Origin of the sequence: Paenibacillus sp. FSL L8-0494 (assembly GCF_038003695.1) — a bacterium.
In the GTDB taxonomy this organism is placed as follows: Bacteria; Bacillota; Bacilli; order Paenibacillales; family Paenibacillaceae; genus Paenibacillus_AQ; species Paenibacillus_AQ odorifer.
In genome coordinates, this window is sequence record NZ_JBBOPQ010000002.1 from 1 (window position 1) to 18,886 (window position 18,886).

Genomic DNA, 18,886 nt, shown 5'->3' on the forward strand with positions numbered 1-18,886 from the left:
TGCTCACCGCTGGATCCCCTGCAGCTGCTACTCACGCTCTCCTGGATGCGGTCCAGCGCCCAGGACCAGCTACCGCCGGCGCATCGATCAGAAGCTCACTTATGTGTCTGCAGGATCCGGATCTGAGCATTGTTCCTGGCTAATTGCCACCGCTCACCGCTGGATCTCCTGCAGCTGCTACTCACGCTATCCTGGATGCGATCCAGCGCCCAGGACCAGGTATCGCCGGCGCATCGATCAGCAGCTCACTTAAGTGTCTGCAGGTTCCGGATCTGAGCATTTTGCCCTGGCTAATTGCTACCGCTCACGCTCTCCTGGATGCTGCTACAGCTAAATATTTCAAATCATACTTGTATCATACTTTTTAGGTACGTTACAGGCTGAAATACGTGATATTCTTATAACATGATAATTTTTGACACCAGGCAGTTACACGAGGGACATTGAGTTAAGAAGTGATACTTCTTTCGAAAATCATATTAAGCGTGAAGGTGCCGATAGTAGGCGCTTTTTTTGTTTAAAGAGGGGGGTAACATGGGAATCTGGTCTTTTAAAGAGGCGGCAGAAGTTTTAGAACTTGCTGAAAGCTCTGCGAGGCGCTGGGTTTACAGTTTAGAGAATGCTGGGTATCAATTCGGGCGTAAAGAGAAACGAAGAAAATTGACTGATGAAGATATGATTGCGCTACTAAAACTGAAACTGCTGAGTCAGAGAATGAATCTTGAAGAGGCATGTGCCGTTGTTTCAGATGAAAATATAAATCCAGAGCGAGTAGTTATGATCGATAGTGATTACGAAGTAGCTGAAAAAGAATTTGAAGAAGAGTTATTCAAATTAGATTCATCTATTTTTTGGAAAGGTGGAATTCAATCAATAGAAAGAGTTAAAGAAATGTGGACGATATTAAAACAAAAGGAACAGCACAGTTAATAGTGCTGTTCCTTTTGTTTTAATGATGTTAAAGGCGAGAGAAGGAGGAAATAAAATTGCTAGAGGCTACCAAATTAATTAATGATGCTTTGGAGATCGTAAAGTTGGGAACACAAAAATTTAAGGTGAGTGGCGGTTATATTATGCCGCGCGGATACGCATTTAAACATCCTAAGTTGGGGTATCTGGCTTTTTGTCATAGCCCTAATTGCCCGTATAATCCGATAGGTGGTCAAAATGCTCTCAAAGAGATTTTAGATGCTGGAGGGTTTACAGGATTTGAAGATATTGTTTGGTTACAGGATATGATATAAGGCTACTGAAGTAAGCTATATAAAATAGGATTATAGAAAGGAAAAATGAAAGATATGTCGGAAATTAAAACGGATAGTAGAACACTGATGATTGCAAATCCTGGTGGTGGTGATACTATCGGATATTTGCAAAAGACAATTGGACAACTTCCAAAAAATAAAAAAAGTATCATTGTTGAATTTCCATGTCTTGGTATTCCACGGATAGCTTATGCGCTAGGTGAAGAAGCGGTCAAGATTGATAAGGAAAAGTCCATGGATCAGTTACTCTTGGACTATGACCGCAATGCACCAGCTGAAATGAGTGAATATATTTACACGAAGAATGATAGCAGTGATTATATATTGATGAATCCACGATCTAACCCTGAAAATCCTGTTACTAGAAGAATTAACAGCAACAGTTCATTGATCGAATTACCGCTTTATTTAAAGAATAAACTTTCCAGTATGTATGATTATATTTTTTTCGTTAGTCAAGGAACAATGATTCATCCAGCAACTTTGTATGGAATGAAAGTTGCAGATATCATTGTTTTCTATAGTTTGAGTGAAATTGAATTCGTGAATAATTATACTTTTTCTAAAAAAAGTAATGAAGTGTTTGGTATAGAGAAAGAAAGGCTGATTTTATTTTCTGCCACTAATCATTTGCAATCTAATAATATCGCAATTTATACCAAACACAGCGAACTAGCCAAAAAATTTTCGGAAATTGAGCCTAATGGAATTCAATGGAGTCCGCGAAATAGCCTCAAAACAGGAAATGAAAATATTGGGCTGATTGATCCAATGGATCATTTAACTCTTAAATATCATTTAAGAGAAGCAAAGACAGAACTTTCGGACTTGGAAATGAAGAACATAACATCTATTACTGAAAGAATAAGAGGACAACTCGCTGAGGGGCATTTAGATGATTATGTGAGTTCACTGACAAACGAAGATAAAAGACAAAAAATTAAATATTTGATTGCTGATATGGTGAGAAGTATCACGGATTTTGTTTTTACGATGCCAATCACTGATGTTATTGAAATGGTGCAAAAAGAAATTACAGAGCTTGGTGTAATCCAGGAAATTTTAGATGATCCTACCATTAGTTCAATCGAAATCAACGGTCCTGATCAGGTCATTGCAGAAATTAATGGTAAAGATGTCCATATGGAGCATATAAAATTTCAGGGTACGGAGCATTTAATACAGACCATTGACAAAATGCTGATGCCGATAGGAAAGCCATTGTCGAGTAATGAACCAATTATTGATGCTAACTATCGAGGCTTTAGAATTTGTGCTGTTGCAGATAATAAACATTACTCAGGGGTGAGTGGTGGTCACTCTCTTATTTCAATAAGAAAATTTCCTCCTAACGTATACACAGACGAAGAATGTATAGCCTATGGAAATATAAGCCTGGAAGGAACCGAGTTTCTTCAATTCGCCATAAAAATGGGGGCGAATACTCTGGTTGCTGGCGGAACAAACAGTGGTAAAACTGCTAAATTGCTTATGTTCCCTCAATATGTTCCAAAGATTACTAGAATCATTTCAATTGAGGACTCTGAGGAGTTGATGTATGCAAGCAAATTGCAATATAAAGATTATCCCAATTTACCATCCTTGTTAGTTAAAAATATTGAGGATAAAGACAAAAGTTATGGTATTGGAAAATTAGTTAAGGCTACTCTTCGGTTAAAGCCTTCTGTGTTGGCTATTGGCGAAATAAGAGATGAAGAGGCGGCTTCTGAAGCTTTAATTGCCATGAATACAGGTCATGTTATTTGGACAACCATTCATGCCAATAGCGCAGCAGAAGCAGGTGTACGGTTATTGCAACTTAACGGGAATACTAATGCAGCTGCAGCGCAAGTTGCTGGTTCCTTGGATCTTATATTATTTCAGAAAAGATCGAAGAAAACTGGTGTGAGAGTTTTGATGGAAATAAGTGAACTGATTAGTTACAAAGGAACAGAGGAGCCTGTTTTAAATACAATTTTCAAGTATAACCCCACGACTCAGGTTTTAGAGTTTAAAAATAAGATTAAATCAACAAGCTTTTTGGAAAAAATTCAATCAGAAGAACCTGATGAAAAAGAATATCATCGCTGGTGTGAGGTGGAGGGTATATGAGTTTTGCACTTATTGCATTTGCAGTTATTGTTATAACTTATGGTATATCCAGCTTATTACCTAAGAAAAAAAGTGAAGTGAGGAGTAACCGGCTACGAAATGCTTTTGGTTTTGATAGTGTAAAGGATCAAGCCACTGATCTAGGCTTAAAGTTTCAGCTAAAGCACTATATTATTCTTATGATAATTTCAATGGTGGTAGGAATTTCAATCGCGTTTATAACCGATAACCTAATGTTCGCAGTAGTCGGAACAGTTATCGGTTTTTTTGTGCCGCGATTAGTCTTTTCAAAATTAAAATATTCTAGAAGAAAGGCTATGCTTTTTAATCTGCCCACAAATGTAAGACTTTTAGTATCCATGATGAGGGATTGCAAATCTCTTCAAAAATCTTTAGAAATGTCTTTGCCAGTAATGTCTGGTGTCACTAAACCACTTTTTGAAAATCTGTATAATTCTCTTTTACTTGGGGTAGATCCACGAACTGCTCTAAAGCAAATGAGTGCTAAAGTTCAGTTTCGGAAGTTCGATGATCTATGTGAAAAGATAATAATGGGGAATATTGATGGGTTCCATACGAAGTCCATTAAAAGTATTAAGGAGTCAAATGATGATATTAAGAGTGACATCGCCTTGCTCCAAACTATTGATGTTGAGAACAGGACTAAACGAAATAAGTTTTTCGTTATTTTTCCTGCAGGATGGGCAATAATTTTTTTATTCGCTTATCTTGAAAAAAATATGGAGAGTATTGGTTCGTCATTAACCTTATTGACTACACCAGGCAAAATATTGGTTGGAACCTTATTGTTGACTACTTTTTTCGCATATTTGGGCAGGGATAAGTATTTAAGATTAAATTTAGACAACTTGTAATGAACATTATTTATAAATTAATTAAAGGAGGTGAAAAAAACGAATCTTTCATTTTTGTTTTCAATTGTGATACTAATCATGTCTCTGCCAGTGCTGTCTATTATCTTGCCTGGATTTGATAGGCAAAAAAAAATAACAAAAATGGCTGTTTTTCTTAATATGGACGAGAAAGAAATCCGGAGAATGGAACAAAATTCTTTTCTTGTTCTTTTTTCGGACCGGATTGAAAAATGGAAATGGTTAGATCAAATATTTGGAGAAGCTACAAGGGCAAAATATTTGACTCTGAATAAAAAGGATAGTTACCCATATTTCATTGCAAAAACGATACTAAAATCATTACTGTTTGTTCCAATAATGGTGTTGTTACCAGTAGTGACGCATATGCCAATACTTTATACATTAGTCCCACTTTCAGTGGGGCTTTTAATTTGGAACGATATTAATGATATTTCAAAACAGCACAAAAAAAGGCAGAATTTATTGATTAGGGATCTTCCAAATCTCATTAGCAAAATGATTAATGCGCTAGAGGTCGGTAAGCCCTTAAAAGGTATATTCGAAGCAGCCAGTAATCAAGGTAGCGAACTTCTTGGGCAAATGCTCAAGCGTTTAATTGCTAATAGCGACAGGATGTTAATGAAAGACGCACTGAAAATCTTTGCAGAAGATATTGATCTTCCAGTAATGTACGATTTTGTATCTGTAGTCAATGTTATTTTGGAGAAAGGATTCCACGAAGGGGAAGATGATTTAAACTCAATAAAAAATGATTTAAGGGATTTACGTAGACTTTCACTGATAGAGCTCACTAAAGGAAATCCCGAAAAAATGAATTTATTCTACGGGATTCTAATCTTTCATGACATGATTTTTATGGGTTTGATGGCATTTAAACTTTTTGCAGGTCTAGCTGCACTTTAAAAAATTAAAATATGGAGGAGATATTATATGTCTAGTATCATCGGAAAAGCTAAAAATAATTTTAAAAATGTAGGTGCTAAACTTTATGCTAAAAGTATGTCCCTTATCAATGGAGATAAAGGCGATGGCGTGAATTGGGTTGTAGTTACATTAGTAGCTATTATATTGATTGTTGTTGTTTTTGTACTGTTTAAAGATACACTGATTCCGTTGATTTTCGGTAAAATTTCCAGCAAAGTCAATGAAATTAGCTGATTTTATGAGAAGAGAAATGAAGAATTTGATAAAAAGAGAGGATGGGGACAGTCATGTCTCTATCCTTTTTTATTCTCTAATAGTTACTTTTTTTGTCATGTTCGGATTGTCAATATGGCAGTACACAGAGGCCAAGGGCATTATTAACAGTGCTGCTAATGAAGTTTTGCAAGTAATGAAAGTGCAAAATGGCGCTAACGCACAAACTAGACAACAATTTAATGATTTATTGGTAAGGGCTGGTATGGATCCTTCGAAGGTAACTTTCCAAGCTACTTCACAGACTGTACAGAGAGGGGACGTATTAGAGATAAAGGCATCAAGGACAGTAGATATTTATGCTGCCAAAATTTTAGGATTAACCTTTAGCTTGCCCATTAACGTTAAGGTTACAGGTCTTGCCCATAAGCTGATCAGAGAAGGAGGGTAACTAAATGTGGATGAAATTATGGGGGGCTATTCTAATAGGGACATTCTTTTTCATTTTCTCCTTTGACACATATTCAGTTAGCTATCTATACGCCAAGTCAGGACGGGCTTTCGAGCATTCAATTGATGCTGGGATAATTGAGTCAGGAATTGTAACGGATGCTCAACAAGGTACGGTAACACTTGATGAAGATATGCTGAGGAGTGCAGTGAAGCGTGAATTTATTCGCTATATGAACCTTGATCCATTGATGGAGAATGCATACATGAGCGGAAGTCAGTTAGATTTAAAGATCTCTTATGATTCAGATGGAATCCCTTGGATTCAGGTTGAGTTCAAAACAAGGATTTCATACTCAATAAAAGAAATAAGTTATCCTCTTTCATTAAGTCGAAGAATAGCGTATGAGAGTATTTATATATAACAGAAAAAAAGGAACACATTAACGAGGAGGCGTAATCTTTTGAAGCGATTTTGGAACAAATATACACGGGCTCTTTCATTTATCGTTATTGGGCTTGTAATATTAATCGGAGTTAACACCGTTCAAAATAGAAATATATCTCAACAGGTAGAAACGCAAAGGGTTGTTGTAGCCAAACAGGACATTGCACCATTTACCGAAATAACAAAAGACAAGTTGCAATATCGCGAAATAGTTCTGAGTGAAATTCCAACAGATGCGGTTCTTGATGCTGAAGATCTCAAATTCGGTGATCTTTATGCAGGTGAGTTTGGTATTAGAAATAACGAACCGGTTAGGACAACTTATAATACGACATCCTTGAATTCAGAAGTTGGCAGTAGTATTGGTCTTAAAGAGGGAATGACTGAAATCGGGATAGCCACTGATTTAGTCCGATCTGCAGGGGATGACGCTAAACCTGGTGTCTATGTCGATGTTATCGCTTATGTAAGGGATGAGGCTACAAACCTTAGCAAAAAAGTTGTAGATCCAAAGTTAACTAATATTAAGGTCTTAAAGCGCCTGAATTCAGAAGGAACAGCACCTGATGCAGCATCAGGTAATAGTCTCATTCCAGTAGTAGTTGTGCTTGAAGTGACCGTTGAGCAAGCCGCTGCTATCATGGAATACCAGGAGAGTGGAAAGGTGTACTTACTTCCGGTAGGTATAAAATCTTAATAGTCTGAAAATTATCTTTACTTTATGTCAGACAAAAATTATAATTAGGTATGACATAAAATAAGGTGATATGATGAGGGAGAAAGAAACGCCTTTAAACCAAGTGAAAAAAAGGAATAGAGGGCGACCTCCAGCAGAGAATCCGAAGGTCAAACGAACAGGATTGAGGCTGGATGATGAATCAGCTAAGATACTACAAAATTACTGTGAAATAAACAACGTAGATAGTTCAGAAGCGATACGAACAGCAATAAAGCTTTTAGGTGCGAAAGTGAATGATTTTGGTGGTACTGAATGGAAAGAAAAGGTGCAGCAAAGTCAACAAATATTTAATGAAGCAACAACTTCAATTAATAAATTATTTAAAAATCTTTATGAAGTAGTACCGTATGAAAATAAGGGAAAGGGTGATCAAAATGAAAACGAATAAAAGTATGAAGTTGATAATTTCTCTCCTCATGCTCTTTAATATTGTTGGTATTGCTGGTGTTTCTGCTGCCCAAGTTCAGGGAGTCACGGTAAAGGTGAATAATAAAAACGTCACATTTCCAGATGCAAAACCCTATACAGAAGGTGATAGGGTGATGATTCCTATTCGATTTGTGTCTGAAGCATTGGGCGCAAATGTGGGCTATAGCAAAGAAAGAGTAGTTACAGTTCAACAAGGTGATAAAAAGATTACAATGAAGGTAAACAGCACTTCTGTAGTGGTGGATACTGTTATAAAAAAACTTGATGTTCCGGCACGTTTACAGCAATCCCGTGTCTTTGTTCCACTGCGATTTGTGTCAGAGGCTTTAGGAGCTCAAGTCGGATGGGATCAGAAACAAAGAATTGTGAGTATTACAACTGATACAAAGAAACCAGTTGATAATGGATCACAGCAGCCTAATAAGGATTTCGGTTGGAATCAAGAAAACAAAGACCTTGGAAAAGTTTTGTTTGTGGATAATATAAGCCTTACAAACGGCGTGGTTACTTTTACGCTTCCGAAAGATGTGAAGGGAACATATTATAATCCTGGCGGTGGTAGTTTGTTAACACCAGGGAATAAATATACTTTTGCTGTTGGACAAGGAAAGGGATTTGTTTCTTTCTCGATGGTAGATCCTACAAATGCATTTTGGGAAAACTTTTCAGTTATTTTTGATGTTCAAGATTCAAACCTTGTAAGGGATTTTTCCGAACATAAGAAAGATGCAGTAGTCAAAAACGGAGAAAATGAGAGCCTTTTGTCTGAAGTAATTAAAGCAGCCCAATCTTTAAAGTAATCTGCTTTTATGAGTCGAATAAAAATCATAATCTTAGCAAAAAGACCCCTTTAAAATGAGGGGTCTTTTTGCTAAGAGAAAAGAGGAGGGTTACGTTTGAAAAGGAAAATAATGCTAATTATCTCATGCTTCTTTGTTATATTCGGTGCAGTGTCTAGCGCTGCGTCAGCTGATCCAATGGTGAAAAAATATGTGCCTCTCTGGAACTATGACTATGAAGGGACTGCGCTTAATGGTTATATTCCAGCCATTGATAAAGATGTTAACGGGAACGTGTGGAAGTTAACGGGCTGGAAAAGTGTTTTTAATTTTCCAAATAATAAATCAAGCATTATTAATAATTATGATGTTTTCAATGTGAAAAATAGTCCAGGGGAAGATTTTGATAAAGAGAATGGGTTTGGTTTGGTGTATAAAAGTGCATCAAGCTTTGGTACATTATTTGATGCAATTAATTCCAATAATCTAACTGTAAGTACTAAACAACTAAAGTATTATCGTGATAATTTCATGTTAAGTGCTGATGATGCGATTTTTAAAGAAGGGCATCCCTTTTTTTATAAATTGGAAAACTATTACCCTCTCATTCGTACATCGGGAATAGTACAGCGATTGGGAATAAAATTTGTGAAAACTGAAAAAACATCTGAAACTGAGAGAACCGCTTATTACAGTGGTTCACCTTGGCCTGAATTGAACGTTGTCCAGGGTAATAATTTGACAATAAGTTTTACTGCTTCAGGTTATAGTGAACGTAATATTCGTGTAGTTGCAGCGCCTAAAGGAGCTTTTCCGGATCTAAGTAACGTTGTCTCCTTAACAGATGGGAAATTGATAAATACTACTGAAGATACCTTAAGTAAAACTCTCAATTTCGAAGCTAAGAAGATTGTTAAAGTTCTAGGGAAAGACGTTGATATTATTGTAGAGGATGGTTATGGCAGAACCGCTATTAAGAGTTTGACACTGGCTGACAATACACCTATGGACTATAAACCAACTGAATTAACGCTTACAGAAGGTGGTCAGTTATGGGCTAAAGTTCGTTATGATGGAGAAGATTTTATCACTTCTGATTCAGTTAACGTAGCTGGAATCCCTAATACTGCAGAAATGAAAATCGGTGGTGCAGTGACTGGCGAGTTCACTATGTATAGTAACCAGACGGCGCTACCTCAAACTATAACCAATGGTACAACATTATCCTTTTTTCTAGGTAAAATCGATGTTGGGAAAAAGCCTGGTAAATATTATATTAAGGCGAAAGCAACGATCAACAATCCAAATCATCAGAATCGTGCGCTGGAGTCACCAGCTGCAGCATATCTTAACAATGAAATAAGTGGTGAGTGGTTAATCGAAGTGGCTGAACCATTAACTGACTTGGTTGCCCAATCAGTGAGGGCAGCCCCTTCAACGTTAGTAGTTGGAGATTCATCTATAATTTCTGCTAAAGTTAAAAATATCGGTGATAATGGTAAATCTAATGTGCGTATTCGTTTCTATGATAATGGAAACCAAATTCATGAGCTAAGAAAAGATCTATTGGCTAATCAAACGGCTACTGTCGGCGGGTTTACTTGGTCTGGTGGTGAGGGAGTACACAATATCACAGTTCATGTAGATCCACTGAATGAGGTTGAAGATAAGGATCGTTCAAACAATATTGCATCTACTGGATGCACAATAAACGGGCGTTCTGGATCGAGTGACGGAAATTGTTCACCTAAGCTAGAAGGGGATTGGAAAGTAACATATAGTCTTATAACGGGATATCACACTAAGACTAGTTATTACACCTGGAAAGATATTAATGGGAAAGAGTACTATAGTTCATATAGTTACACTGACTATAGTGATCCCATTTGGGAAAACAGAAGTGTCTCGTATCAAGAAGAGTTGAAAGTAACCTCAACAGTTACTACAAAGCAAGGGATTGCAACGGACCTCAAGAAACCTAAAGAATCTGATCGGGAAAGTAGAGGATCATGGGAAATCATACCTTATGCAAATAAATCTTCTAAAGATCCTAATATGATTACTCGGGCAGGATATGGTTTTGAGGTTAAGGTGAATACTGACTATAGCAATGATTGGGAAACAAAAGTACCAACGGGGTTGAATAATACTGCAGAGCCGATAGGTGGAAGCTTTAAAGGTCCGGACGCAATGTATGCGATGGTTTATGATACGAGAGGTACTCTGGTTAAAACTATTAAAATGGAAAAAACCTCGGGTAATAATAATACAGCAACTTGGGAGTTGCCAATACAAAGCGTAAAATCGGATTCAGGGAAAGTATATAATGACAGGAAATTTTTCACTGCTGTTAACTCACCTAATGGATCCTACACAATAAAAGTATACTCATCTGAATCAGGTATGACTGGATTGAAAGTATGTTTTGAAAAGAAGGTTGAAATATGGGGTTCAATGTATGATGATGTTCAAAATTTAAAGAGTAATTAATTCTGTTAACAGTAGCCATATCCTCGGATATGGCTATTGTTATTTTGATTTGGAGGTGAATATTATACTGCTGCTTATTGCTCTAATTTTAATCTGTATGATATTTAGCTATACGGATATCAGGACAAGAAGAATTCCAAACAAAATCATTCATCCTTTGCTTATATTGATCTTCGTAATCAGAATGTTTGATGTCCAGTTTTATTTCGGGCTCATACCAGCTTTAATATTCACAATTCTTTTTTTTGTTAACTCAAACGCGATTGGTGCTGGCGATATTAAGCTAATTGCATTGATTGGACTGGTTCTTGGTTTGGAAAACACACTCTTTGTGATAATGGGGATGAGCATCTCTGCGATGCTATATCTTATCTTCCGACTCTTAAAAGATAGAGTAAATGTTAAGTCAATCCCATTAGCTCCATTCTTGACGTTTGGGGTTTTTTGTAGCGTTATTTTACTTTATTGATTTAGAACTTGACCTATTTTTGAAAGGAAGAATGAACATGGAGAATAGTATTATTAATTCAAAAATCGTTGAACTTGCTGTGAGAAATATCCGTGCTTCCAATGTGAATGTTGAAGAAGCTTATTCATTGGCATTACGTGAGGCTAGTCAATATTTTCAAACAGATCTTGATATGCCCATTTCACTCTCTGTGAAGCGTCTCATTGAAATGAAAATCTGACACACATTATGTTGGATGAAAGGTGTTGTTGAAATGAAAAAAACTTGGATATACATATTTATTATCTTTTTTCTGACTGTTGGAGGCTTTCTTAATATCGGTTCAATAACAGAGGTGCTTGCCGATAATGTAGAAGAAAATCATGTGAGTTCAGATGAACAGATGAATGTGGAGATGAGTGTCCTAGATGATGTTTATAAAGTTGAGAAAGATACAGTAATAACTGAAGTGTACTCTTCTCAATTACTGAAGGTTGTACCTTCAATAGACTCTCCCAGTATTGATATGTCTGGAGTAACACTTTCGAAAACTCTTACTGTGGAGATTGGGAATTCATCAGAAAGTGGGTGGCAATACGATATATCAATGCAGGATTTTATTGTGACTAGATCTTACTCGGATAATCGTCACGTAACCGCAAGTTTCCCGTCAAGTTATGTTGCTTTCACGGTTACTGATTTAGAGGCTAGTGAGGGGAATCCAGAGGGGATATTCTTAGGTTCTGGATTTTTCTCGGACTCGCAGACTGTTCTTCAGGCTTCAGAGGGATCTGGTAGAGGTACATTTAAGGCTGCTATTAATCTAAATATCAGCGTACCGGCTTTACTTGATATTAAGAACGCCCAGGGGATGTCAATACCTGAGGGAAGAATAGGCATGTTAACCGGAAGTTATTCATCAACAATGACTTGCACATTGGTTTCAGGAATTTAAGAAGTTAGAGAGGAAAGAAAAAATGAAGAAAATAAGGACCGGTTATTTCAAAATCATTTCATCCGTTTTGATGATCTGGTGTGTTTTTTTGGTGGGGATGGCAAACGCAGAAAGCTCATTTGTACTTTCACCAACTAAAGAAGTGGAAGAAGGTCGAGGTTACTATAAAGACCAGATCAAGCCTGGTAACACTCGGGAATATACTTTTTTCATTCGAAATGCAAAAGACAATCCTGTGAAGATTAAAATGTATCCAGCAGATGCTCTACCAGCTCAGAATGGGGGGAGAAGCTTTTCGGAAAAGGATCAGGAACTTAAGCTCGTGGGAAAATGGCTGGAGCCGCAAGGAGTGAATGAATTCACTCTGAAGCCAAAAGAAGAACGCAGTTTTACTTATAAATTGACTGTACCAGCGGATATTACTCCAGGTCAGTATGTCGGCGTTATTGCTGCTGAAGAGCTGATCAAGGCAACAGAACAGAATCCTAACATTCAGGGGCAGCAAGCATCATTAGCCATTGATGTGGTTAACCGAAGTGGCGTGCAGATGGTTCTGGAATACAAAGCAGATCAGGCGAAGCATAATATGAGTATTGATAGTTTTAAACATGATTATGTTAGTTCGGGATATTCCAGGCTGACGGTGGAGCTCAGTAATTCAGGAACTATACTTGAAAAACCTAAAGGTAAAATTCGTATAAATGATAGTAAAGGTCAAATAATCTATAAACAGGATTACGCTGCAGAGTCAATCTATGGTGGGACAACAGCAGATATGGTTTATATCGTGAATGAGACTCTTTTGTTACCAGACACATACGAGGCGTATTATGAAGCGACTTTTTCCGGAAAAACAATAAGTCGTACTTTTTCGTTTTCTATTAGTCCTGAGCAATCTAACGTATCTAAAGAGGCTTTAATACAAAACGGAAAAATAGAAGTAACTCAAACATTTTGGGATTGGTTAGAGCTTCATCTTTGGGTAGTTATTTTAGTAATCATAATTATTGTTATCTTTTTCTTTTTGTTTTTTTGGTTGTTGTTACTGCTTTGGAAACGGAAAAAGGAAAAGGAAGAAGAGAAAGAGTCTGATCCGGAGGTTATTAAACCCGTAGATAAGCAAATAGAAAACTAAGAAGGAATTATTAAGAACGGACTCTATATTTTTTAGGGTTCGTTTTTTGTTGTTTTATTGTCTTGAAAGGAGGTGGTGATGTTCGCAGTGTAGGCTGATTTATAACAAAGATAAATTTTCGAGGAGGAGAATCATGAAAAAAGTATTATTAAGTATTTTAATGCTGATAGCCTTAGCAGCTCCAATGTCTGCTTATGCCGCAGATACAGGTGAATCAGAAGTTGTGGTAACTGGTGCGGGGCTTCAAATAACTCAAACGAAACCAACCTTTACGGATGTAACGCTTGATTTGAAGCAGAACCAGAGTTCAGCTGCTAACAGTAATTTGTATGTACTAGATGCGCGTGGTACTGCAGCTGGTTGGGGTGTTGTACTCAGAGCTTCCGATTTTAAACTGACAAAAATGGTAGGTGGAAAGGCAGTTGAATTTGTCATTCCTGCATCAGCTGTATCGTTCTCAACCTTGTACAAAAGTGCTATTGTCGGGACACCAATTGATTTCCAAGGAGCCAAGGGAGAGTTAGCAAATCAACAGGTGCTCTCTTCAGCAGACAGTCGTATTGTAGCTGTGATTCCCTCTGAAGGGGCGGGAACTCATCAATTTTTAGTTAATTACACCTTGAACGTTCCTAAGCTGATTATGGGTAGTAACGGTCAACAGGTAGGTTTGCTACAAGGTACCTATACCTCAACATTTAGTTACACTGCAACAGCGGGAATATAAATTCAAATACTGGAGGAAAACAATGAGGAAACAACAAACTCACACTGCGTATAAGAAGACTAAGAGTGGATTTATATTTTTCTTAGTTTTAATGTTACTAGTTCCGGCATTAACCTTTTCTGGAATGGCACCTAAGGCACAGGGTGCATCTTTTAAGTCTGTAGTTGATGTAACTACAACATACGCTCAAGATAATGACGTATATTTTACAGTTACATTTTCTGATCAGTCGAAAGCTTATTTCCACAATAACACATTGGAGTATCCGTACGATGCTAATATCCTAGACCGTGTACCAGGATATTATAGAGACAGAGACGGATACATTTGGAATTCTTCTACAAATACTAAAATAAGTGCTTTGAAATACACATCCTTGATTTCTTATAAGTTAAGTAGTACGTACGTATCAGGTGTTTTAGCACCCAGTTACTTCGCACTTACAAGTGATGGTAAAGTACATGCGTGGGGAGAAGGAATCAAAGGTCAGTTAGGGGCAGGGAGTATGGCAGATAGAACCACACCTGGTTTTGTCAAGAATGGCACAGACGGTACCGACCTTAATGGAGTCAAGAAGATATTAGTGTATTCTGACATGAGTGTTATATTTGTGAGAGATATAGATGTATTCTTTGTGGGCTACAATTTGTTGGGACTCAATGCCAATACTGGAGTATCTATGCCACATACTGGAATGCCTGTTTTTACGAATGGATCCTTTGACTTGAAGTTTGTGAACAATGTAATGTTGACTTCTGATGGATCTCTCAAAAAAGAGGCAGATGGAAGTTATAATTTTGCATATAATCACTTTGATAAGTCAAGAAGATATTTTATTGCAGATGGGAAAGCATACACATACACTAGCCATTACCAGTCTGATGGTGGAAGTGATGGATCGAATGTCGCTAAAACGTTAGTACCTTTCAATGAGGATCCTAATGGGGTATTGAAAACTCACGTTTCACTTTTATCAGGGTATTTTGAGTTGTATACCTCACTAGAGGGATCAAATCTATACAGATGGGGTCAATCTAACATGGCTAAGTGGTATCCAGACACCACAGGAGGAGTTTTCTTCTCTTCTAAAGAACTTCTGACCACGGGGGTCAAGAAAACAACATCTACGAACTTCACAAGCTTAAATCTTATCCTAAAAGAAGACGGCACTATTTTTGTGTATGGTGAGAATAATAGCGGTTATGCAGGAGTAGCAGGTAGCCTTTATCCTGCGCCTAAGAGAGTTTACGGACCTAATGACGAGCTAACTGATGTCGCAGATATTGGTTACGCTGGTCTACAAGGCGCTACTTATAAAACAATGGGAATGGGAGCTTTTTATGCACTAGTGCCCTCTAGAGGGGCAGGTAATGACCTAGTTTACTGGAAGGGTGCTACATTCAAGACAACTGGTGTAGTTGGAGAGGCTTTTGCTGGCTTTATTGAGCCAAGAGCTGGAACAGGCGACTCTGTTTTATTAGGTATAACTAAAGCAGGTAATGTATACAGTCTTAGCCCGACAACGGGTGTAGGCTCGAAGATACCTGGCTTGACAAATATAGCACCAGAGGGATATGTTCCCACTACACCTAACGAGCCTACCATAACTTCACAAATTCTAGATAGTTATAATAGAAACACACTAACAGTGGATTATGGTACAAGTTCAGTTAAGGAATATTCACTGGATAATGGAACAACATGGACTCCATATACTGCACCTATTGTAATTACACAATCGGGTTCTATAACATTCAAAGCCAGAGCAGGCGATGGATCGACTTACAGTACAATACTCACGAAAACTTTTACAAATACTCCTATAGTTATCCCAGCAGGATATCCAAAGATATTAATTAGCGATGACATTATAACTGTAGATATTGGTTCTACTCCCACAAGTACCACAAAAGTCTACGTATCTATTGATGGGGTGGAGTCGCTTTACACTGCACCTGTAAAGATTTCTGAAGGGACTCACATAGTAAAGGCGACAATTAAGAATAAAACTACAGATGCTTTATTGGGGGAAGCTACCGAAACCGTGACTTCTGTTCCTGTAGTTACACCAACACCAACACCAACGCCAACAGCGACACCAATGCCAACACCAACACCAACACCAACGCCAACAGCGACACCAACGCCAACAGCGACACCAACGCCAACAGCGACACCAACGCCAACAGCGACACCAACGCCAACAGTGACACCAACGCCAACGGCGACACCAACGCCAACAGCGACACCAACGCCAACAGTGACACCAGCACCAACGGTGGACCCAAGCTGGGGGAATCCAATCGGTTCTGAAGATGTAACGTTTAATGTTCTTTCAGGAGGGTTTTCCTCTCAATTTAATGGATTACTGCTGGACACAGTAACCATTAGTACTACAAATCAATATCAGGTTCTTAATAGTGTGACAAATTCAATTATTGAAGATTCACGGGGGACGGGAGCCGGCTGGAATTACTCATTAAAGGTAACAGATTTCATTTCTGATCCAGTAATCGACAATAGCTTGGGTGAGAATAACCTGGTAGTTAAAATGCCTTCAAATTCTTTAAGTGTAGATGTTTCAAATTCCAAAGTAATGGCAGGTCAAGACACTAATTTGAGCTTAAATGGCACTTATGTGTTCAATGCTGAACCAGTAGTATTAGCAAAAGCAGAGGAGTTCCAAGGAATGGGACAATATCAAATTCCAATGTCCTACATGTTGAGAGTTCCAGATAAAGTTGAGGTGGTTTCAACTGGAAGTGGAAGTAATTATCAAGTTGGAGCAAAAACGGGGTTGCGAGTAGGAACATACCGGTCACAGTTTACTTTCACCCTTGCATCAGGAATTTAATTAAATAGACCTGGCTTTCTTTAGGGTTAGTGATTTGGAAAAGGCTGATTAATGGATCAATTTGATCTATTAATCAGTTTTTTTTACTTATAAATATCTGAGAGGATGAACAATAATGGATCAAGTGGATTTTTGCGACGATGATAAACGAACGGCGTTAGCTGACTATCTAGGGATAAACGTGGATCAGGTAAGATCTTGGAACGATGGTTCCTTTACTATAGGTGATAACGCTAGTAATGATTATAAATTGACTCTTTGCCCATCTAGTTACGGCATATTCCAAGGTCGAGCCGGTAAATATTACGTAAATAAGAACTAACCTCTACCTGGTCTTGGATACTAGCAGCATCCAGGAGAGCGTAAGCTGCAGCTGCAGGGGATCCAGCGGTAAGCGGTAGCATTTAGCCAGGAACAATGACAGTTAGGTATGAAGCTGAAGAAGAGAAGGAGTGATTTAAATGAAAATTGCTATTTATTTCGGAAAACGTTTCGAAAAATATACAACACCTGAAGAAATGTTAGAGGGGTTCCATGACAAAGAAAAGGCAAAAATAATTATTTCTGATTTAAAAAGAACTGGAGCTTGTGCACGTCCAATTAAAGGTAGTATTGAAGCAGTTTATTATAAAGTAGTTCCTGAATCTTAAAGGGCTTATTAGTCTATATAGATCCTGGTGTAGAGATTGCGGCTGGGCGCTAATAGCATCCAGGAGAGTGTGAGCTGCAGCTGCAGGGGATCCAGCGGTGAGCAGTAGCAATTAGCCAGGGCAATGATCGGATCCGGAACCTGCAGACAGATAGGTAAGCAGCTGAAGACTACGGATCGATGCGCCGGCGGTAACAAGGTCCTGGGCTAGCAGCATCCAGGAGAGCATGAGCTACAGCTGTAGTGGATCGCGTATGGTCTACACTGATTGAATCAATATAACCCTTGAAATATTCAGAGATAAAGGCGGGGACGGAATGAGTACTAATGATTTTGAATGGAGAATGACAAGGGGTTCAGAATCTGGTTATCTGGTCATTAATGAAATATCGGGTATATGGACGGTGGGCTGGTCTAGTGAAACCCCTCAGACTATAACAGACATGTGGTATCAAGGAGATAATAAAGATACTGCTTTTTCAGTATTTCGTGAGAAAGTAGCAGAAAAGTTAAAGGAAGGATATAAAGCAAAATAAATAAAACCATGAACTGTATTAAGCAATATTAGAGAACATAAAAAAGAAGCTAGCTGAATTCAGCTAGCTTCTTTTTTATGCGTATGTATTATTTCTTATTTGTCACGATAGATTTTTTCGAGAACGTTGATCATATCTTCAGGTCGTAGTGTACCAAGAAATTTTTTGATTTTATCATGATGCAGTGGAACAAAGTCAGAACATCTTGCAACAGAAGGAGAACTAAGACCAGCCTCTTTCCAATGGATGATACTTACATCCCCACCATCATTTTTCCGTTCCTCATGCGAGGTTACTTTAATGACAAGAGAATGATTATCCTTGGTTTCTAAGATTATGGCTGGTCTTAATTTCTCAATGTCCATATCATCAAAAGGATAAAGGACTGTATATAAATCTCCGCGATTATGATACATAGATTGGGGATGCTACATTTTGTAAGTAGCTAATCCTTTTCGCTCCCCTCTATTCTTTTTTTGTATTCTGATTCTAATCTCTTTAAGTTCTTTTCACCTTTGGCCCAGAGATCGTCAATTACAGAATCCACTTTTTCATTAGCAATAGTCAGTCTTTCTTGAATAGTACTCATGTCATTTTCCTCCTCATTGAAACACATTTCATTACCCCCAAGATAATAAACAATCTTGTTGACAGTGTGCTCCCATAAGCTAATAAATTATACACAGAACCATTTATTGTGAAAAAATTAAGCAATGCTCTTACTAATTTAAGTATAACATACATTTTTGTTCAAATGCACTGGGTACTATCAGGTGGCAAACAAGAATCTACCAGCTGACGTAGCATCCCCTGAAGAGGAACTATTTCCGTTTACCTTAG

At 37.8% G+C, this 18,886-nt stretch carries 22 protein-coding genes; 20 read left to right on the forward strand and 2 right to left on the reverse strand.

All coding sequences use genetic code 11. The features are described from left to right. The first annotated feature begins 534 nt into the window (after nt 1-534). The 20 genes from NYE35_RS31035 (at nt 535) to NYE35_RS31125 (ending at nt 18,046) form a co-directional block, all read left to right on the forward strand. Nucleotides 535-930 (forward strand): hypothetical protein, encoded by a 396-nt coding sequence (locus NYE35_RS31035; protein WP_341122529.1) that lies wholly within the window; start codon nt 535-537, stop codon nt 928-930. Between the two features lie 56 nt (nt 931-986). Continuing rightward, nucleotides 987-1,244, forward strand: a complete 258-nt coding sequence (locus NYE35_RS31040; protein ID WP_340953105.1) for a 3-isopropylmalate dehydratase — start codon at nt 987-989, stop codon at nt 1,242-1,244. Between the two features lie 54 nt (nt 1,245-1,298). Continuing rightward, a complete protein-coding gene (locus NYE35_RS31045) occupies nt 1,299-3,377 on the forward strand; it encodes a CpaF family protein (protein ID WP_341122530.1) in 2,079 nt (692 codons plus the stop codon). Further along, nucleotides 3,374-4,252 (forward strand): type II secretion system F family protein, encoded by an 879-nt coding sequence (locus NYE35_RS31050; protein ID WP_340953109.1) that lies wholly within the window; start codon nt 3,374-3,376, stop codon nt 4,250-4,252. The genes NYE35_RS31045 and NYE35_RS31050 overlap by 4 nt, the downstream gene beginning before the upstream one ends. 78 nt (nt 4,253-4,330) lie before the next feature. Then, nucleotides 4,331-5,176, forward strand: a complete 846-nt coding sequence (locus NYE35_RS31055) for a type II secretion system F family protein (RefSeq protein ID WP_341122531.1) — start codon at nt 4,331-4,333, stop codon at nt 5,174-5,176. Nucleotides 5,177-5,203: 27 nt separating this feature from the next. Further along, a complete protein-coding gene (locus NYE35_RS31060; protein ID WP_341122532.1) occupies nt 5,204-5,431 on the forward strand; it encodes a hypothetical protein in 228 nt (75 codons plus the stop codon). Between the two features lie 16 nt (nt 5,432-5,447). Continuing rightward, the gene (locus NYE35_RS31065) at nt 5,448-5,861 is read left to right on the forward strand and encodes a DUF4320 family protein (protein WP_341032454.1); all 414 of its coding nucleotides are present in this window, start codon (nt 5,448-5,450) and stop codon (nt 5,859-5,861) included. Nucleotides 5,862-5,865: 4 nt separating this feature from the next. Beyond that, a complete protein-coding gene (locus NYE35_RS31070) occupies nt 5,866-6,285 on the forward strand; it encodes a hypothetical protein (protein WP_076273382.1) in 420 nt (139 codons plus the stop codon). A gap of 39 nt (nt 6,286-6,324) precedes the next feature. Further along, nucleotides 6,325-7,005, forward strand: a complete 681-nt coding sequence (locus tag NYE35_RS31075; protein WP_341122533.1) for an RcpC/CpaB family pilus assembly protein — start codon at nt 6,325-6,327, stop codon at nt 7,003-7,005. Between the two features lie 70 nt (nt 7,006-7,075). Then, entirely contained in the window at nt 7,076-7,435 is a 360-nt protein-coding gene (locus NYE35_RS31080) for a hypothetical protein (RefSeq protein WP_341122534.1), read from the forward strand. After that, nucleotides 7,422-8,276 carry a copper amine oxidase N-terminal domain-containing protein gene (locus NYE35_RS31085; RefSeq protein ID WP_341122535.1) on the forward strand — a complete coding sequence of 285 codons (855 nt, stop codon included), beginning with the start codon at nt 7,422-7,424 and terminating at the stop codon, nt 8,274-8,276. Before NYE35_RS31080 ends, NYE35_RS31085 begins: the two co-directional genes overlap by 14 nt. A gap of 96 nt (nt 8,277-8,372) precedes the next feature. After that, entirely contained in the window at nt 8,373-10,745 is a 2,373-nt protein-coding gene (locus NYE35_RS31090; protein WP_341122537.1) for a CARDB domain-containing protein, read from the forward strand. A gap of 55 nt (nt 10,746-10,800) precedes the next feature. Further along, nucleotides 10,801-11,214, forward strand: a complete 414-nt coding sequence (locus NYE35_RS31510) for a prepilin peptidase (RefSeq protein ID WP_445321975.1) — start codon at nt 10,801-10,803, stop codon at nt 11,212-11,214. Nucleotides 11,215-11,251: 37 nt separating this feature from the next. Further along, nucleotides 11,252-11,434 carry a hypothetical protein gene (locus tag NYE35_RS31095; RefSeq protein WP_076138957.1) on the forward strand — a complete coding sequence of 61 codons (183 nt, stop codon included), beginning with the start codon at nt 11,252-11,254 and terminating at the stop codon, nt 11,432-11,434. A 33-nt stretch (nt 11,435-11,467) separates the two neighbouring features. Continuing rightward, on the forward strand, nt 11,468-12,148 hold the full coding sequence (locus NYE35_RS31100; RefSeq protein ID WP_340953129.1) for a hypothetical protein: 681 nt from the start codon (nt 11,468-11,470) through the stop codon (nt 12,146-12,148). 22 nt (nt 12,149-12,170) lie between these two features. Then, nucleotides 12,171-13,283, forward strand: coding sequence for a WxL protein peptidoglycan domain-containing protein (locus NYE35_RS31105; RefSeq protein WP_341122539.1), 1,113 nt, complete (start codon nt 12,171-12,173; stop codon nt 13,281-13,283). Between the two features lie 133 nt (nt 13,284-13,416). Then, entirely contained in the window at nt 13,417-14,007 is a 591-nt protein-coding gene (locus NYE35_RS31110) for a hypothetical protein (protein WP_341122540.1), read from the forward strand. 22 nt (nt 14,008-14,029) lie between these two features. Next, nucleotides 14,030-16,861, forward strand: a complete 2,832-nt coding sequence (locus NYE35_RS31115; protein ID WP_341122541.1) for a hypothetical protein — start codon at nt 14,030-14,032, stop codon at nt 16,859-16,861. Between the two features lie 461 nt (nt 16,862-17,322). Continuing rightward, complete coding sequence (locus NYE35_RS31120) at nt 17,323-17,511, forward strand: hypothetical protein (protein ID WP_341122543.1); 189 nt, start codon at nt 17,323-17,325, stop codon at nt 17,509-17,511. Between the two features lie 316 nt (nt 17,512-17,827). After that, nucleotides 17,828-18,046 carry a hypothetical protein gene (locus tag NYE35_RS31125; RefSeq protein WP_341122545.1) on the forward strand — a complete coding sequence of 73 codons (219 nt, stop codon included), beginning with the start codon at nt 17,828-17,830 and terminating at the stop codon, nt 18,044-18,046. Between the two features lie 95 nt (nt 18,047-18,141). Here the strand turns inward: NYE35_RS31125 and NYE35_RS31130 are convergent, their stop codons facing one another. Then, nucleotides 18,142-18,462, reverse strand: coding sequence for a type II toxin-antitoxin system PemK/MazF family toxin (locus NYE35_RS31130; RefSeq protein WP_341122546.1), 321 nt, complete (start codon nt 18,460-18,462; stop codon nt 18,142-18,144). 29 nt (nt 18,463-18,491) lie between these two features. After that, on the reverse strand, nt 18,492-18,635 hold the full coding sequence (locus NYE35_RS31135; protein ID WP_341122547.1) for a hypothetical protein: 144 nt from the start codon (nt 18,633-18,635) through the stop codon (nt 18,492-18,494). Between the last annotated feature and the right edge of the window lie 251 nt (nt 18,636-18,886).